We start from the raw sequence: 17,560 nt of genomic DNA, 5'->3' as shown, positions 1-17,560 counted from the left end.
TGATAGCTATGTTTTCTGAAAAGGTTCTGGGTCTGTCGCGCCCCGCCAAGCGGACGATCGCCCTTGCTGCCGATGCGTTGCTTTGCGTGATCAGCGTTCATGTCGCTTATTATCTTCGCACCAACGAGTGGGCCGATCTTCAGGGGCCGATGTTGTATCCGGCGATCACATCGGTGTTTCTGGCACTACCGATTTTCGTGATTTCAGGACTTTATCGCGCTATTTTCCGTTACAGCGGCGGCGCTGCGCTGCTCGCGATCGTCAAGGCGGTGGCAATCTATGCGGTGCCTTTCGCGGTTGTCTACACGTTCATCGGCATGCCGCCGGTGCCGCGGACCATAGGCCTGATCCAGCCGATATTGCTCATGTTCTTCGTCGTCGGGTCGCGCGGTATCGTCAGCGGCTGGCTGGGCGGCAGTTATCGGAGCGCGATTGCCGATGCCGACCGGCCGCAGGCGATCATCTATGGCGCCGGCGCGTCGGGCCGCCAGCTGGCATCGGCCTTGCAGCTCAGCGCGCAGGTGCACGTCGTCGGCTTCCTTGACGACGATCCGACCTTGTGGAAAGCGACGATCAACGGTCTCAACGTCCATTCGCCGGACAAGCTCGATGCACTCGTTGCGCGTCATCGCATTACCGATGTGCTGCTGGCGATCAACCAGGCCAGCCGTGCGCAGCGCGCGTCGATCATATCGCGCCTGAAGGGATCGGGGCTGCACATCCGCACCATGCCGGGCGTCGATCAGCTGGCGCGCGGGATCGTGTCGTTCGGCGATCTTCGCGATCTCGATATCGAGGATTTGCTCGGTCGTGCGCCCATCCCTCCCGACGACGGACTGCTGCGCAAGAATGTCACGGGCAAGGTGGTCATGGTGACCGGCGCCGGGGGCTCGATCGGCAGCGAAATCTGCCGCCAGATCGCGCGGCTGTCGCCCGATGTCCTGCTGCTCGTCGATTCAAGCGAATATAATCTCTATGCGATGCATCAGGAACTGGTGCGCGACATGGAGAGCGGCCTCGCGACGGTTCGGTCGGTCGTCCCGTTGCTCGCGACCGTGCGCGATCGCTGCCGATTGAACGAGATCATCGGGGCCTGGCGCCCGCATACCATCTATCATGCCGCGGCGTACAAGCATGTTCCGCTGGTCGAGCATAATCTGCTCGAAGGGGTCGCAAACAACGTCTTCGGAACGTTGAACACCGCGCTGGCTGCGCGCGAACATGGCGTGTCGGCCTTCGTCCTGATCAGCACCGACAAGGCGGTTCGCCCGACCAACGTCATGGGCGCGACCAAGCGGCTCGCTGAAATCATCCTTCAGGCGCTGAACGCCGACGGGCTTCCGACAAAATTCTCGATGGTCCGTTTCGGCAATGTGCTCGGCTCCAGCGGCTCGGTCGTGCCGCTGTTCCGCAACCAGATCGCGGCGGGGGGGCCGATCACGATCACCCATCGCGAGATCACGCGCTATTTCATGACCATTCCGGAAGCGGCGCAGCTCGTCATCCAGGCGGGTGCGATGGCGAATGGCGGCGATGTTTTCGTCCTCGATATGGGCGAGCCGGTGAAGATCGTCGATCTCGCCCGCTCGATGGTCGAACTCTCGGGCCTCAGTGTCCGCGAAGAGGGGCAGGCCGACGGTGACATCGCGATCGAATATGTCGGGCTGCGGCCGGGCGAGAAGCTCTATGAAGAGCTGCTGATCGGCAACGATCCCATGCCGTCGGCGCATCCGCGCATCCTGCGCGCCAGCGAACCCTTTATCGCCTGGGCCGAGCTGCGTCTCGCCCTCGAGCAGCTCGATGCGATGATCGGGCGCCGTGAATCGCTGCCGGCGCGCGAGCTTCTCCGCAAGCTCGTGGTGGAATTCGAGCAGAATGGCGACCTCGTCGATTTCGTGGCGCTCCGGCGCGACGAAGGGGCGGTTAGCAGCTAGACCTTCCGTCGGCGCCTGTGCTAGCGCGCGCGCCGAAATATACCCTTACGAACCGTATCGAAAATCGGAAAAATATATGACCAAAACCGCGCTCATTACCGGTGTCACCGGCCAGGACGGCGCCTATCTGGCGGAGCTCCTGCTCGCCAAGGGCTATCAGGTGCACGGAGTGAAGCGCCGGTCTTCGTCATTCAACACCGGCCGGATCGACCATATCTATCAGGATCCGCACGAGAGTGCGCCGAAACTGCATCTTCACTATGGCGACATGACTGATTCGACCAACCTGATCCGCATCGTGCAGGAGGTCGCCCCCGACGAAATCTATAACCTCGCGGCGCAGAGCCACGTCCAGGTCAGCTTCGATACGCCCGAATATACCGCCAATGCCGATGCGATCGGCACGCTCCGGCTGCTCGAGGCGATCAAGATCCTCGGCCTGACGCAAAAGACGCGTTTCTATCAGGCGTCGACGTCCGAACTCTACGGGCTGGTGCAGGAAGTGCCGCAGCGCGAAACGACGCCCTTCTATCCGCGCTCGCCCTATGCCGCGGCGAAGCTCTATGCATACTGGATCACCGTCAACTATCGCGAGGCGTACGACATGTTCGCCTCGAACGGGATTCTCTTCAATCACGAAAGTCCGATCCGCGGCGAAACCTTCGTGACGCGCAAGATCACGCGGGCGGTGTCGGCGATCCATCTGGGCATTCAGGAAAAGTTGTGGCTGGGCAACCTCGACGCCAAGCGCGACTGGGGCCATGCGCGCGACTATGTCGAGGGGATGTGGCGCATCCTGCAGCACGACCGACCCGACGACTTCGTGCTGGCGACCGGGCAAACGCAGACCGTCCGGCTTTTCGTCGAGCGCGCCTTCGCGCATGTCGGCGTCGAACTCGACTGGCAGGGGAGCGGCGTCGAAGAACGCGGCGTCTGCACGAAGAGCGGGAAAACGCTGGTCGAGGTCGATCCGCGCTATTTCCGCCCCACCGAGGTCGACCTGCTGATCGGCGATCCCGCCAAGGCCAAGGCCGAACTCGGCTGGGTCGCCGAAACGAGCTTCGAACAGCTTGTGACCGACATGATGGAGGCCGACCTCAGGACCGTGGCGCGCGAAGCCGAGCACCGGCGCGTCGACGAGGAACAATCCCTGCTGCCCCGTTCGGTGGCCTGACGCCATGTCGCAATTCGATCTGACGGGTCGCCGCGTATGGGTGGCCGGACACAGGGGCATGGTCGGGCAGGCGCTCGTCCGCAGGCTGGCGCGCGAGGGATGCGAACTGATCGAAGCTCCCCGCGAACGCGTCGACCTTCGCCGGCAGGCAGCGGTCGAGACATGGATGGCGGAGGTGCGGCCCGACCTCGTTTTCGTGGCGGCCGCGAAGGTCGGCGGCATTCACGCCAACGACACGCGCCCGGCCGAATTCCTCTACGACAATCTGATGATCGAGGCGAACATCATCGAGGCGGCGCGGCATGCCGGCACCTCGAAGCTCGTCTTCCTCGGCTCGTCGTGCATCTATCCCAAATTCGCGCCGCAGCCGATCGGCGAGAACGCGCTGCTGACCGGCCCGCTCGAGCCGACCAACGAATGGTATGCGATCGCCAAGATCGCGGGCATCAAGCTGTGCCAGGCCTATCGTCAGCAATATGGCCTCGACTTCATTTCGGCGCAGCCGACGAATCTTTACGGTCCGTTCGACAATTTCGACCTGACCTCAAGCCACGTGCTGCCGGCGCTGATCCGCAAGGCGCATGAGGCGAAGCTGGCGAACGCCAGCGATTTCACCATCTGGGGCAGCGGCACGCCGTTGCGCGAATTCCTGCACGTCGACGATCTCGCCGATGCGCTGGTCTTCCTGGCGCAAAATTATTCGGCGCCCGAAATCGTCAATATCGGCAGCGGCGCCGAAATCGCGATCGGCGATCTGGCCGAAATGATCGGCCGCGCCGTCGGCTTCGAAGGCGCGATCCTGCGCGACGCGTCGAAGCCCGACGGAACGCCGCGCAAACGGCTCGACACGTCGAAGCTCGAGGGCCTCGGCTGGCGCGCCTCGATCGACCTCGATGAGGGAATCAGGGGCGTCTATCGCTGGTATCTGGAAAATCGGGCATAACGCGGGGGCGCGGCTTCACGCGTAGCGACTGCCGATCCTCCTGAACCAGTCGACGAATTCGGGAACGCCGACTGCGATCCCGGTTCGCGGCGCATAACCCAGGTCGCGTTGGATCGCCTCGATATCGGCGAAGGTTTCATAAACGTCGCCGTCCTGCATCGGGAGCAGATTGAGCGTGGCCTTGCGTCCGCATGCCCGCTCGATCTCGCCGATCAGGTCCATCAACGGCTCGGGGCGGTTGTTACCGATATTGTAGAGACGGTGCGGCGTCGTGAAGCCGCCCGTCTTCTCAGCGCCATCGTCGGCGGGCGGATTGTCGAGACTGGCGATTACACCCGCGACGATATCGTCGACATAGGTGAAGTCGCGCTTCATATCGCCGCGATTATAGACGTCGATCGGCCTGCCGGCGAGGATGTTGGCGGTGAATTTCCAGAGCGCCATGTCGGGCCGGCCCCAAGGGCCGTAAACGGTGAAAAAACGCAGACCCGTCTGCGGCAACCGAAATAGATGGGCGTAGGTTTCGCTCATCAGCTCGTCGGCGCGCTTCGTCGCGGCATAGAGCGAGATCGGACGATCGACGCGGTCCTCGACACGGAAGGGCATCGTCCTGTTGGCGCCGTAGACCGACGAGGAAGAGGCGTAGACGAGATGCCGAACGCCGCGATGGCGCGCGAGCTCCAGGATGTTGAGATGGCCCGCGAGGTTGGAGCGCAGATAGGCGGCGGGATTGTCGATCGAATAGCGCACGCCCGCCTGCGCGGCGAGATGGACGATGCGATCGAAGGCGGTTCCCGCGAAGACGGCCGCCAGCGCCGCTTCGTCGCCAATATCGGCGCGATATATGGTCAGCCGTTCGCTGTCGATACGCTGCAACTCGGCAAGTCGCGCCTCCTTGAGCGCGGGCGGGTAATAGTCGTTGAAATTGTCGATACCGATCACGGTTTCGCCGCGCGCGAGCAGGCCAGCTGCAACATGCATGCCGATGAAGCCTGCAATGCCCGTGACGAGGATCGCCATATTGCCTTCTTTCCTTCTGGCTGGGCACTCTATTCCGGCGCGCGCCGCTGTCTAGCGGGGCAGAAATGAAAAACCGGTTGCCGGGCGGTGGATATTTCCGCGTCGGCCGCTGCCGCACAGAGCGGCTCGGCATCTTGCATTCATGGCGTCAACGCTCGAAATAGGGGTGAAGGAGCCGTGATGGATTTTGCGTTCGACAACAGCTTTCACGATTCGATGGAAGGCTTTTACGCGCCGGCCGAGGCTGCGAAGCCGTCGTCGCCCACGCTGCTGGCTTTCAACCATGCGCTCGCCGCGCGGCTCGGCATTGCGGTTGGCGATACCGGCGACGACGAATTGGCGCGGATCTTTTCGGGGCAGGACCTGCCCGAGGGGGCCAATCCGCTCGCCTTCGCCTATGCCGGACACCAGTTCGGCCATTTTTCCTCGCAGCTTGGCGATGGCCGTGCGCTGCTGATCGGCGAGGTGGTCGCGCCCGACGGCGCGCGGTTCGACCTGCAGCTCAAGGGATCGGGGCCCACCGCCTTCTCGCGCAACGGCGATGGCCGGGCGGCGATCGGCCCTGTGCTGCGCGAGTTTCTGGTGTCGGAAGCGATGGCCGCGATGGGCGTGCCGACGACGCGGGCACTGGCGGCGGTAGCGACGGGCGACCGCGTGCAGCGCGAACGCGCGCACCCCGGCGCCGTGCTCACGCGGGTCGCGAGCAGCCATATCCGCGTCGGCACCTTCCAGTTCTTTGCGGCGCATTTCGGCGCCGAGCATGTCGCGCAGCTGTCGGCGTACAGCATTCGCCGCCACTTTCCCGATCTGGCCGAGGCCGCGAACCCGCCGCTCGCGCTTCTCGACAGGGTCATCGGCCTGCAATGCGAGCTGGTGGCGCACTGGCTCGGTATCGGGTTCATCCACGGCGTGATGAACACCGACAATGTCGCGATCAGCGGCGAAACGATCGATTATGGCCCCTGCGCTTTCATGGACCGTTTTGCGATCAACACCGTCTTCAGCTCGATCGACGCCAATGGCCGCTATGCATACGGCCGCCAGCCGCAGATCATGCACTGGAACATGGCACGTTTCGCCGAAGCCCTGCTGCCGGCGATCCATGCCGTCGAGCCCGCCGGCGTCGACACGGCGAAGGCGATGGTCGAGGCGATCCCCAAACGGTTCAGCGCGGCATGGGTGGTGACCATGCGGCGAAAGCTGGGCCTTCTCGAAGCCGGCGAGGGCGACGAGGTGCTGATCGACGCGCTGTTCGACGAGCTCGAAAAGCGCCAGATCGATTTCACGGGCTTCTTTCGCGGGCTGGCGATGATGCTGCGCGGCGACGGAGCGATGCTCGAAGGCCTGTCGGAGGATCCCGAGGCGATGGCGCCATGGATCGCGGACTGGTGGGCGCGGCTGGCGCAGGAAACCGACGCGCCGCTCGAACGGGCAGACGCGATGGATGCGGTCAATCCGGTCTATATTCCGCGAAACCACCGGGTCGAGGCCGCGCTCGCGAGCGCGGAGGCGGGCGATATGGCGCCGTGGCTCGAACTGCTGGAAGTTGTACGCAATCCCTTCGTCGAGCGAGCGGAATGGGCCGGTTTTGCGGAGCCGGCCCCGGCCGACGCGGGCCCTTATACGACCTTCTGCGGCACCTGAGGGCCGCCGTGGTTGAGCGCGTCTCCGACGCTTGCTAGGGGAGTGGTCGCGCCCCTGCTCCTAGAGGAAGATGAATTTGTCCGATACCCAAGCACAGCAGACGACCGGAGCCGCGGCCCCGGCCAGGATCACGGTCGTCGGTACCGGCTACGTCGGTATTTCGAATGCGGTCCTGCTGGCCCAGCGCAACGAAGTCGTCGCGCTCGACATCGATGCGCACAAGGTCGAGCAGATCAACGCGAAACAGTCGCCGATCGTTGACCCCGAAATCGAGGATTATCTGGCGAACCGGCCGTTGAACCTCGTAGCCACGACCGATCGCGAAGCCGCCTATGCCGGCGCCGACTTCGTGATCGTCGCCACGCCGACCGACTATGATATCGAGAGCAACTATTTCAACACGAGCACCGTCGAGGCGGTCGTTGCCGATGCGTTGAAACTGGCGCCTGGCGCGCTGATCGTCATCAAATCGACCGTACCCGTCGGGTTCACCGAGCGGCTGCGCGCCGAGCTTGGTACCGACGACATCGTCTTCTCGCCCGAATTCCTGCGCGAAGGGCGCGCGCTGTTCGACAATCTGCATCCGTCGCGGATCATCGTCGGCAATACGCACTCCCGCGCGCGCGTCTTCGCCCAACTGCTGCTCGAGGCATCGCTGACTCCCGATGCGGCGGTCCTCCAGACCGGCAATACCGAGGCCGAGGCGATCAAGCTGTTCGCGAACACCTATCTCGCAATGCGTGTCGCCTTCTTCAACGAACTCGACACCTATGCCGCCATGCACGACGCGGATTCGCGGCAGATCATCGAAGGCGTCTGCCTCGATCCGCGCATCGGCCAGTTCTACAACAATCCCTCCTTCGGTTACGGCGGCTATTGCCTGCCCAAGGATACGAAGCAGATGCTGGCGAACTACAAGGAAGTTCCCCAGAATCTGATCCAGGCAATCGTATCGTCGAACACCACACGAAAGGATTTCGTGGCGTCGGAGATATTGAAGCGCGCGCCGCGCGTGGTGGGTATCCATCGTCTGGCGATGAAGGCGGGGTCGGACAATTTCCGGGCGAGCAGCATTCTGGGGGTGATGAAGCGGATCAAGGCGAAGGGCATCGAAGTCATCGTCTACGAACCGCTGATCGAGGATGACATGCTGTTCAATTCCCGCGTGGTACGCGACCTGGGCGCCTTCAAGGCCGAGGCCGACGTGATCATTGCGAACCGGGTGACCGGCGAACTGGCCGACGTTGCGGACAAGGTCTACAGCCGCGATCTGTTCGGGGTCGATAGCTGACCGAAGGAACTTGATCCCGCCGGGCTCGTTGAACGAGGTAACCGACGGACCGGGCAGGGGATATTCGTGGATATGAGGGCGTATCAGGACCGAATTGCCGGAGAAACCGGTTGCGCCGCCGACGCACCCAAGCCACAGATGCATCACCGGCGGACCCAAGATGCGGAAACCTGAAAAACCCTGCGAGTTCCAGTTCCGCCGATCGGCGCGGTGGCGTTTTCTGTCGACGATCCCGGTTTCGGCAATTTGCTTCGGCGCTACCGCGATAGCGCACGCAGGGCAGGTCGAGCCGCCGAAGGTCGTCCCGACGATCCAGACCAGTCCCGACGAGCCGATCGCCGCGCCTTCACCACCGCCGCCCGATGTCGTGCTCCCCGCGGTCGAACCGATCATCGAGGATGACGAGTTCGACAAGGCGATCCCGCCGATCGGTGCCGAGGATGATCCCGAACTCGACCGCCCGCTCGAATCGATCGCAGATTTCGAAAAACGCCAAGCCGCCGAAGCCGCGGCCAAGCCGGCGCAGGCGGCCGAGTCCGGGGTCGAGGCGCGACCGCCGGAGGTGGGGGGCGTCCCCGTTCCCGCGCTTGCCGACGGCGATGCCGTCGAGGCTATCGGCGATGCGCCGATCAGCGACGTCGAACTCGCCGCGCCGTTGCCACCGCTCGAAAATTTCGATGTCGAGCCGGTTCAGTTCGCCGAGGCCGAGGCCGACAAGGATAATGTCGAGGTCGCCTATTCGGTGAAGGTCAATGGGCTGGACGCTGCCGACGACAGCACCGACATCGATCTTGCCGACCTGTTCGGCGACCTGTCGGCGCTCTATGACGGTGATGGAAAGGCCGAGAATGCGGCGATGATCCGCGCGCGCCTCTCCGCCGACGGCGAATTGATGCAGCGTATCCTCGCGTCCGAGGGATATTATGACGCGATCGTCGATACGCGGATCGATCGCGGCGAGCGCGTCGAAGGCCAGGAAGGACAGCCGCGCCAGCGCCGCGCGATCACCGCGGTGATCGATGTAAAGCCGGGCAGGCGCTACACGCTGTCCGACATCATCGTCGATGCGGCGCCGACGGTTCCGCCGAATCTGATCGCCGACAATTTCCCTTTGAGCGTGGGCGAGCCGATCGTGGCGCAGCGGATTCAGGGAGCCGAGGCGGCGATCGCACTCAAGCTGCCGCAGGAGGGCTATCCCTTCGCCAAGGTCGGCCAGCGCGACATATTGCTCGACGGTGCGACGGGCGATGGCGTCTACACCCTGCCGGTCGATATCGGCAAACGCTCGCGCTTCGGCGGGATCGAAACGACGGGCGACCTTGCTTTCGACGCCGAGCATGTCGAGGTGCTGGCGCGCTTCAAGCGCGGCGACCTGTATGACAGCCGCAAGGTTGACGATCTGCGGCAGGCGCTCGTTGCGACCGGGCTCTTCTCGACCATCGCGGCCGAACCGCAGCCGACCGGCGAGAGCGCGGGCGATGACACCGAATATGTCACCATGCTCGTCACGCAGCAGGCGGGGCCGCCACGGACGCTCGCGGCGAGCGCGGGCTATGGCACCGGCGAGGGCATTCGCCTCGAGGGTAGCTGGACGCACCGGAATTTCCTGCCACCCGAGGGGGCGCTGACCTTTCGCGGCGTGCTCGGGACGCAGGAGCAGGGGGTCGGCGCGACGCTGCGCCGCTCGAATGCGGGGCGCCGCGACCGGACCTTCGAACTCACCACCGAAATCACCCGCAGCACCTATGACGCGTTCAATGCGATCACGGGCCGCGTCGGCGCGCGCGTCAGCTATGACTCGACGCCGATCTGGCAGAAGAAATTCACCTATGCCTATGGTGTCGAGTTGATCGCGACGCGCGAGGACGACTATGATTTCACGAAGGGCGAGCGGTCCTACGACTTCTACACGATCCTTGGCCTGACGGGGCAGGTCGGCATGGATAGGACCGACAGCCTGCTCGATCCGACCAAGGGTTTTCGTATCACGAGCCTGATCCAGCCCGAGGGTTCGCTCGCCGGTCGCTTCTCGCCCTATGCGCGCCTGCGGACCGACATCAGCGGTTATTACCCCGTCACCGACAGCATCGTGCTCGCGGGACGCATCCGCCTCGGTTCGATCCTTGGCGCGGCGCGCGAACGGCTGGCGCCATCACGGCGCTTCTATGCCGGCGGCGGCGGGTCCGTACGCGGCTTCGGTTATCAGGAACTGGGGCCAAAGGATCCGAACAACGACCCGATCGGCGGGCGCAGCGTCAACGAAGCGGCGTTCGAGGCGCGCTATCGGTTCGGCAATTTCGGCGTCGTCGGTTTCGTCGATGCGGGACAAGTCTATCGCTCGTCGGCGCCGACCTTCCAGAATCTGCGCTTCGGCGCGGGAATCGGTGCGCGCTACTACACCAATTTCGGCCCGATGCGCTTCGATATCGCGACACCGATCGGCCGCAAGCCGGGTGAGGCGCGCGTCAGTGTCTATGTCTCGATCGGGCAGGCCTTCTGATGGCGGACGAGGCGCCCTTCGCCGAAGACATCGGTGCTGCGCCGGCGAAGACGTCGCGGTCCTGGCCGCTCACGATCCTGCGCTGGGTCGGCCTGTCGTTCCTTGGCCTCGTTCTGCTCTTTGCGCTGTTTCTCGTCGGTCTCAACAGCGATGCGGGACGGCGCTTCGTCGTCACCCAGGTCGAGAAATATGAATTTGAAAACGGGATGAAGATCGGCATCGGCCGGCTCGACGGGTCGCTTTACGGCCGGATGATCATTCGCGATTTCACGCTGTCCGATCCCAAGGGCGTTTTCCTTGCGTCGCCCGAGGTGAGGGTCGACTGGCGGCCGATCCGTTATCTTGCGAACCATGTCGATGTCCGCTCGGCGACTGCCGCGACGATGACGATGCGGAAGCTGCCCGAGTTCAAACCCGTGCCCGATACGGGCGAACCGCTGCTCCCCGATATCGACATCGACGTCGGACTGGTTCGCGTCGACCGCTTCATCTTCGAACCACCGGTCGCCGGAACGCGGCAGGTCGCGCGACTGAACGGCAAGGTCGCGATCGCCGATCGCCGCGCGCAGGTGACCGCCGATGCCGAAACGATTGCGGGCGGCGGCGGCCAGGGCGATGCGCTCAAGCTGGTGCTCGATGCGGTGCCCGAGGCGAACCGGCTCGCGGTCAAGCTCGACCTCGCCGCGCCGAAGGGCGGCGTGTTCGCGGCGATGGGCGGGTTCGAGGAAACGCTGACCGCAAAGCTCGACGGGCGGGGCGACTGGAAGGCGTGGAACGGCGATCTGACCGCGAACCTCGGCGCGGCGCCGCTCGCGCGTGTCGCGCTGACGGGGCGTGACGGCATTTTCACCGCGAAGGGCGCGGCGCAAGCGTCGCGCATGCTGGCCGATGGGCCGGCCGCCGAGCTGCTGGGCGACGAAACGACGATCGACCTGACCGCGCGGCTCGACAAGCGCAAGGCGGCGATCGACGGGCGACTGTCTTCCGACGCCGCGCAACTCGGGATCAGCGGCGGGGTCGACCTCGGCACCAACCGCTACGAAGGCCTGAAACTTGCCGCCAATATCCTCCGCCCCGGCGCGATCGCGCCGGCGGTGCGTGCGAACGGCCTGCGCGCCACCGCGACGCTCGACGGCGCCTTCGCCTTGCCGACGGTCGACTATCAGGCGAATGCGAACAGCCTCGCGGTCAACGATATCATCGTCGAGCAGATCGTTCTTGCCGGCAAGGCCCGGGTAGATGCCGACCAGATCGTGATCCCCGTCGCCGGACGCGCGGCGCGCATTCGCGGGCTCGATACCGTCGCGGGCGGGACGCTGGCGCAGGTGCGGCTCGACGGCGACCTCGCGTACAGCAACGGCCGTATCCTCAGCGACAATCTGCGCCTGCGCTCGCCGCGGATCGACGCGAAGGCGATCGTCATCGCCGACCTCAACAAGGGATTCTACACGGGCGCGATCGACGGGCGGATCAACGATTATCGTATCGAGAGCGTCGGCATCTTCGATATCGACACCGATGCCGACCTGAAGACCGCGCCGCGCGGCGGCTTCGAGATCGTCGGCAATGTTCGCGCCCGCTCGACCCGCCTGTTCAATTCGGGGGTCCGCGATTTCCTCGGCGGCAACGCGACGGCGTCGAGCGCGGTACGCTATGGCACCGATGGCATCATCCGCTTTTCCGGTCTGCGCCTGTCGGCGCCGCGTCTGCGCGTGACCGGCGGCGAGGGCAGCTACGCCCCGAACGGCCAGATCCGGCTGACCGCGCGCGCCAATTCGACCGACTATGGTCCGGTCGGCGTCCGGCTGGCGGGAACGATCAGCGACCCGCGCGCGGTGGTGACCGCCGCCCGGCCGGGGCTCGGGATCGGGCTCGCCAATCTCGTCGCGCGGATCAATGGCGCGCCGAACGGTTACCGCCTCGCGGCGACGGGCGAAACCGACTATGGGCCGCTATCCGCCGATGTCGTGCTGCTCACGGCCAAAGGCCCGCTGACGATCGATGTCGAGCGGGGCGACCTGTCGGGGATCGGCTTCAACGGGCGGCTGGTGAAGAGCGACGCCGGGCCGTTCGTCGGCGAGCTCAACGCCGCCGGGCAGGGGCTTGGCGGTCTCGTCCGGCTGAGTGCGGCCGGGCAATATCAGGCGGCGGCGATCAACGTCCGCGCGAACGACGTCGTATTGCCCGGAGCGGCGCAGCTCGCGATCGGTTCGGCGATCGTCGATGCCGACGTCACGCTTTACGACACGCCGCATATCGTCGCCGACATCCAGATCGCCGAAACGCAGATCCGCGAATTCGACATCGCCGTCGCGCGCGCGAAGATCGACTATCGCGACGGCGCGGGCCGCGCGCAGGCGCTGGTTGAGGGTACCAGCGGCGTACCCTTCCGGATCGCGGCGAATGCCGACCTCCAGCCCAAGCTGTGGCGCGCGTCGGTGCAGGGTCGCGCGACCGGCATCAATTTCCGCACCACCTCGCCCGCGCGCATTATCCCGGGTGCCGACGGTTACGAGCTTCTGCCGACCAACGTCAGCCTCGGCCGCGGCAGCAGCGCGCGCATCGCGGGACGTTTCGGCGACGGGATCATGATCCAGAGCCGGCTCGAGCGCGTCAACATGGCGATCCTCAACGCCGTCTATCCCGACATGGGGCTCGGCGGCCGTGCGACGGGCAGCCTCGATTTCGAGCAAAGGGATTCGGAGAGCTTTCCGCGCGCCGACGCGCGGCTGACGATCACCGACTTCACGCGCACCACCGCGGCGTCGGTCAGCCAGCCGGTCGACGTCAATTTCGCCGGAAAGTTGCTCGCCGACGGCGGCGAAGCGCGCGCGGTGATGCGCAAGCGCGGTAGCGTGATCGGGCGGCTGCAGGCGTCGCTCCGTCCGCTCGGCGCCGGCGCGGGCGGCTGGACCGAACGGCTGATGGCGGCCCCGCTCGGCGGCGGCATCCGCTACAACGGCCCCGCCGACACGCTCTATTCCTTTTTCGGCCCCGCCGACCAGCATGTGACGGGACCGATCGCCGTCGCCGCCGATTTCAGCTGCAGCGTTTCGAATCCGTGCCTGCAGGGCGTCGTGCGCGGCAAGGACATGGTCTACGAGAATCAGGCGTTCGGCACGCGGCTGACGGGCATGGTCGTCAACGGCCGCTTCACCGGCAACCGGCTCGAGATCGAGCAGCTGACGGCGAGTGCCGGTGAGGGCACTATCCAGGCCAAGGGTTATGTCAGCCTCGCGTCGGCCGACGGCTATCCGATGGACATCAGCGCGACGCTCGACAATGCCCGGCTCGCGCGGAGCGAAAATATCGCGGCGCGTGCGACAGGCAATTTACGGCTCGAAAAGGTTGCGGGGCAGACCGCCTTGCTGTCGGGCAGCCTGCGCCTTCCCGAAACACGCTATCGCATCGTGCGCGAGGGGGCGGCGCAGGTTCCCGTGCTCACCGGCGTGCGGCGCAAGCCTCCCGCAGGGCGCCCCCGCGTCAGCGGCGACGGGCTGGCGGCCGTCGGCGGCAGCCTGTTCGACCTCATTCGTCTCGATATCGCATTGAAGGCCCCTGACGAAATCTATGTCAGCGGGATGGGGCTCGAATCCGAATGGAAGGCCGACGTCGTGCTGCGCGGTACGACGCAGGACCCGCGCGTGACCGGCGAGATCCAACTGGTGCGCGGGACGCTGGGTTTCGCGGGTCGCTCGTTCGAGCTCGAGGAGGGCAGGGTGACCTTCCCGACCGGCGAAGCCTTCGACCCGGCGATCCGCCTGCTGGCCAGCGATACGATCGAGACCGTGACGGTCAGTATCAGCGTCACCGGTCGCGCGAGCAATCCGCAAATCGCCTTCTCGAGCGTTCCCGGCCTGCCGCAGGATGAAATCGTCTCGCGCATCCTGTTCGGCGATTCGATCACGACGCTGTCGCCGCTGCAGGCCGTCCAGCTGGCCTCGTCGCTCAACACGCTGAGCAGCGGGGGCGGGGGGCTGAGCCCGCTGGGCTCGCTCCAGTCGGCGACGGGGATCGACCGGCTGCGCGTACTCGGTCCCGACGACACGGTAGGGCGCGGCGCGGCGCTGGCGGCGGGGCAGTATATCACCAAGGATATCTATCTGGAGGTGATAACCGACGCGCGCGGCTATACCGCGACCCAGCTCGAAATCAGCCTGACCCCGGCGCTGTCGCTGCTGAGTCAGGCGGGCGGATCGGGTGGATCGAATCTCAGCGTCCGTTACCGCAAGGATTATTGATGCGCGCTGCGATCCTGCTCGTGCCGTTGTTGCTGCTTGCGGCGTGCAAGGACGAGCCGCGCTTCGAGGAGCGCTACGAGAAGGCGGCGAAGGAGATCGAGGCGCGCGCGAAGGCGATGGATGCCGACATCGCTGAATCCGACCGGGCAGCAGCGTCGGCATCGGAGGGCTTGCCTCCGGACGCCAGGCCGTCTAACGCGCCTCCGTCATCTGGGGAGTAGCCAGCCGTCCTTCGGGGCGGGCCACCGTGTCAACATACTCGGCCGAGAGGTCGTGGCGCGGTGGAAGCGGGATACCGCTTGGGCGAGACCAATGGCGTCGACCTACGTCCGGGCCGGGCGGCGGGTTCGATGTCACTTGGTATCGCGAAGCCGTCCGGCCCCGGAGTCTATTAATGGAAGCCCTGTTCACCTCGACCGCCGTCGTCGCGCTCGCCGAAATCGGCGACAAGACGCAGTTGCTTGCGATCCTGCTCGCGACGCGCTTCAACCGGCCGATGCCGATCATTCTCGGCATATTGGTCGCGACGCTCGCCAATCATGCGCTCGCGGCGCTGCTCGGTGCGTCGGCGGCCGCGTTTCTCGACAGCGACATCTTCCGTTATGTGATCGGCGCGTCGTTTATCGCGATGGCGGCGTGGACGTTGATCCCCGACAAGTTCGACGACGATGAGGCGCCGAAGCCCCGGTTCGGGGCCTTCCTGACCACGCTCGTCGCCTTCTTCCTCGTCGAGATGGGCGACAAGACGCAGGTCGCGACGATCGCGCTCGGCGCGCAATATCATAATGTTCTTCTGGTCACCGCGGGCACGACGCTCGGGATGATGATCGCCAATGTGCCCGCGATCTTCCTTGGTCACGAGCTGCTCAAGCGGGTCGACCTCGCAAAGGTACGCCTCGTCGCGGCGGGGCTGTTTTTCGTGATCGGCCTGTGGGTGCTCGTGCAGACGGCAGGCTGGCTGGGCTAGTCGGCGTTGCGCGTCGCGAGCATGCGTTCGAAGCGCCAGCTCGACGAACACATGGCGTCGAGATCGCGCTCGGCCGTCCAGCCGAGCTCGTTCGCGGCGAGTTCGGGGCTGGCGAAGCAGCTCGCGACGTCGCCGTCGCGGCGCGGGGCGATGCGATAGGGGATAGAGACCCCGTTCACGCGCTCGAAGGCCTTGAGCATGTCGAGTACCGAATAGCCCTGGCCGGTGCCGAGGTTCCAGGTCGACAGCGGCCGGTCGCTTTTCGCAATCGCGTCGAGCGCGGCGACATGGCCGTCGGCCAAATCGACGACATGGATATAGTCGCGCACGCCGGTGCCGTCGGGCGTGTCGTAATCGTTGCCGAACACCGACAGCTCACCCAGCCGCCCTGCGGCAACGCGGCTGATGAAGGGCATCAGATTGTTCGGGACGCCGTTCGGATTCTCGCCGATCAGCCCGCTGTCATGCGCGCCGACGGGATTGAAATAGCGCAGGATCGCAATGCGCCATTCGGGGTCGGCGGCGGCGACGTCGGCAAGCATTTCCTCGATCATCAGCTTGGTGCGGCCATAGGGATTGGTCGCCGAGGTCGGGTGATTTTCGTCGAGCGGCAGATATTGCGGATGGCCATAGACGGTCGCGCTCGACGAGAAGACGAGCGTCTTTGCACCGCAATCGGCCATCGCTTCGAGCAGCGACAGCGTGCCACGCACATTGTTGTCGTAATATTTCATCGGCTCGGCGACCGATTCGCCGACGGCTTTCAGGCCGGCGAAATGGATCACGGCCTCGATCGCATGGTCGCGGATTGTCTGGCGCAGCGCGTCGCCGTCGCGGATATCGCCCGTGACGAGCGGGACGGCGCGGCCGGTGATGGCTTCGAGCCGCTCCATGACCGAAGGATCGCTGTTCGACAGATTGTCGAAGCACACGACATTGTGGCCGGCCGATACCAGCGGCGCCGCGACATGGCTGCCGATATACCCCGCGCCGCCCGTCAGAAGAATGTTCATGCGTCGACCTGCCTCCGTTCGTCCGCAGCCTTGTTCGCGGCCCTATTCCATCCGCGACGGACTGCCAAATCATTGTCCGCCGCCAATGGCCGGTTTCGATGTAACCTTTGCGGTGATATCGGCGAACAGGTCATGAAACGCCATCACCCGCTTCATGAAGGGATCGTTGTTTGCAACCGCGCTTGTCCTTGCCGTTCCCGGCGCGCTCATGCGGCACGCATATGCCATGAGCATCGACGAACCGTCGTTGGCGCGCCTGATGACGGCGTCGCAGCGCGGCGACCGGGCGGCCTATCGCGCGCTGTTGACTGCCTGCCGCAAATGGCTCGAACGCTATTTCGCCCGCCGCATCGCGCCGCACCATATCGACGACCTGGTGCAGGAAACCCTGGTGTCGATGCACCGCAAGCTCGCGACATGGGATGCGGGGCGCGCCTTTCTGCCCTGGCTCGCCGCCATTGCGCGCTATCGCTGGATCGATATGCTGCGCCGCCAGCGCGACGAGGCCGAACTGGGCGACAATGACGCCGCGGTCGGCGCCGACGACGAGGCGGTCCACGCGCGGCTGAGCATCGATCATCTGCTGACCCTGTTGCCCCCCGGGCAGGCGCAGGCGATCATGCTGGTCAAGATCGAGGGGGCCTCGATCGCCGAAGCCTCGCAAATCTGTGGCCAGAGCGAATCCCTCGTTAAGGTGAATATCCATCGCGGGCTCAAGAAGCTCGCCGAACTGATTGAAAGTGAATGACGATGAAGGACGCATCGATCGACGATCTGATCGACGACCTTGCCGGGGATCTGACGCCCATACGCCCGCGGCGTGTGGCGCGGGG

At 65.1% G+C, this 17,560-nt stretch carries 13 protein-coding genes and 1 riboswitch; of the genes, 10 read left to right on the top strand and 3 right to left on the bottom strand.

Annotation, left to right across the window (positions count from 1 at the left end; all coding sequences use genetic code 11):
• The first annotated feature begins 8 nt into the window (after positions 1-8).
• The 3 genes from JHC57_RS02175 to JHC57_RS02165 all read left to right on the top strand — a co-directional run bounded on the left by JHC57_RS02175 (position 9) and on the right by JHC57_RS02165 (position 4,051).
• Entirely contained in the window at positions 9-1,934 is a 1,926-nt protein-coding gene (locus JHC57_RS02175; protein ID WP_294028269.1) for a nucleoside-diphosphate sugar epimerase/dehydratase, read from the top strand.
• A 76-nt stretch (positions 1,935-2,010) separates the two neighbouring features.
• Complete coding sequence (gene gmd / locus JHC57_RS02170) at positions 2,011-3,108, top strand: GDP-mannose 4,6-dehydratase (RefSeq protein WP_294028267.1); 1,098 nt, start codon at positions 2,011-2,013, stop codon at positions 3,106-3,108.
• A gap of 4 nt (positions 3,109-3,112) precedes the next feature.
• Complete coding sequence (locus JHC57_RS02165; RefSeq protein WP_294028265.1) at positions 3,113-4,051, top strand: GDP-L-fucose synthase; 939 nt, start codon at positions 3,113-3,115, stop codon at positions 4,049-4,051.
• Positions 4,052-4,066: 15 nt separating this feature from the next.
• On the opposite strand, the gene JHC57_RS02160 is transcribed toward JHC57_RS02165, so the two are convergent.
• Positions 4,067-5,071, bottom strand: coding sequence for an NAD-dependent epimerase/dehydratase family protein (locus tag JHC57_RS02160; protein ID WP_294028263.1), 1,005 nt, complete (start codon positions 5,069-5,071; stop codon positions 4,067-4,069).
• Positions 5,072-5,251: 180 nt separating this feature from the next.
• Here JHC57_RS02160 and JHC57_RS02155 point away from each other — a divergent pair, with 180 nt between their 5' ends.
• The 6 genes from JHC57_RS02155 (at position 5,252) to JHC57_RS02130 (ending at position 15,714) form a co-directional block, all read left to right on the top strand.
• A complete protein-coding gene (locus JHC57_RS02155; RefSeq protein ID WP_294028261.1) occupies positions 5,252-6,715 on the top strand; it encodes a YdiU family protein in 1,464 nt (487 codons plus the stop codon).
• Positions 6,716-6,791: 76 nt separating this feature from the next.
• A complete protein-coding gene (locus tag JHC57_RS02150) occupies positions 6,792-8,006 on the top strand; it encodes a nucleotide sugar dehydrogenase (protein WP_294028260.1) in 1,215 nt (404 codons plus the stop codon).
• A gap of 160 nt (positions 8,007-8,166) precedes the next feature.
• Complete coding sequence (locus tag JHC57_RS02145) at positions 8,167-10,506, top strand: BamA/TamA family outer membrane protein (RefSeq protein ID WP_294028259.1); 2,340 nt, start codon at positions 8,167-8,169, stop codon at positions 10,504-10,506.
• Positions 10,506-14,747, top strand: coding sequence for a translocation/assembly module TamB domain-containing protein (locus JHC57_RS02140; protein WP_294028257.1), 4,242 nt, complete (start codon positions 10,506-10,508; stop codon positions 14,745-14,747). Before JHC57_RS02145 ends, JHC57_RS02140 begins: the two co-directional genes overlap by 1 nt.
• Positions 14,747-14,968: a hypothetical protein gene (locus JHC57_RS02135; protein ID WP_294028256.1), complete on the top strand. Its 222-nt coding sequence runs from the start codon at positions 14,747-14,749 to the stop codon at positions 14,966-14,968. Before JHC57_RS02140 ends, JHC57_RS02135 begins: the two co-directional genes overlap by 1 nt.
• Positions 14,947-15,120, top strand: a riboswitch (yybP-ykoY riboswitch). It overlaps the preceding gene by 22 nt.
• A 21-nt stretch (positions 15,121-15,141) precedes the next feature.
• Positions 15,142-15,714 carry a TMEM165/GDT1 family protein gene (locus JHC57_RS02130; protein ID WP_294028254.1) on the top strand — a complete coding sequence of 191 codons (573 nt, stop codon included), beginning with the start codon at positions 15,142-15,144 and terminating at the stop codon, positions 15,712-15,714.
• On the opposite strand, the gene galE is transcribed toward JHC57_RS02130, so the two are convergent.
• Both galE and JHC57_RS02120 read right to left on the bottom strand, forming a co-directional pair.
• The gene (galE, locus tag JHC57_RS02125; protein WP_294028253.1) at positions 15,711-16,727 is read right to left on the bottom strand and encodes a UDP-glucose 4-epimerase GalE; all 1,017 of its coding nucleotides are present in this window, start codon (positions 16,725-16,727) and stop codon (positions 15,711-15,713) included. The two genes, JHC57_RS02130 and galE, sit on opposite strands and share 4 nt — an antisense overlap.
• Positions 16,728-16,796: 69 nt before the next feature.
• Positions 16,797-16,937: a hypothetical protein gene (locus tag JHC57_RS02120; RefSeq protein ID WP_294028251.1), complete on the bottom strand. Its 141-nt coding sequence runs from the start codon at positions 16,935-16,937 to the stop codon at positions 16,797-16,799.
• A gap of 16 nt (positions 16,938-16,953) precedes the next feature.
• Between JHC57_RS02120 and JHC57_RS02115 the strand changes: the two genes are divergently transcribed.
• A complete protein-coding gene (locus JHC57_RS02115) occupies positions 16,954-17,475 on the top strand; it encodes a sigma-70 family RNA polymerase sigma factor (protein WP_294028250.1) in 522 nt (173 codons plus the stop codon).
• Positions 17,476-17,560: the final 85 nt, after the last annotated feature.

The sequence above is a fragment of the Sphingopyxis sp. genome (genome assembly GCF_016463645.1).
In the GTDB taxonomy this organism is placed as follows: domain Bacteria; phylum Pseudomonadota; class Alphaproteobacteria; order Sphingomonadales; family Sphingomonadaceae; genus Sphingopyxis.
The sequence above is the reverse complement of the archived record's forward strand: the minus strand, read 5'-3'. Positions and strand labels throughout refer to the sequence as shown.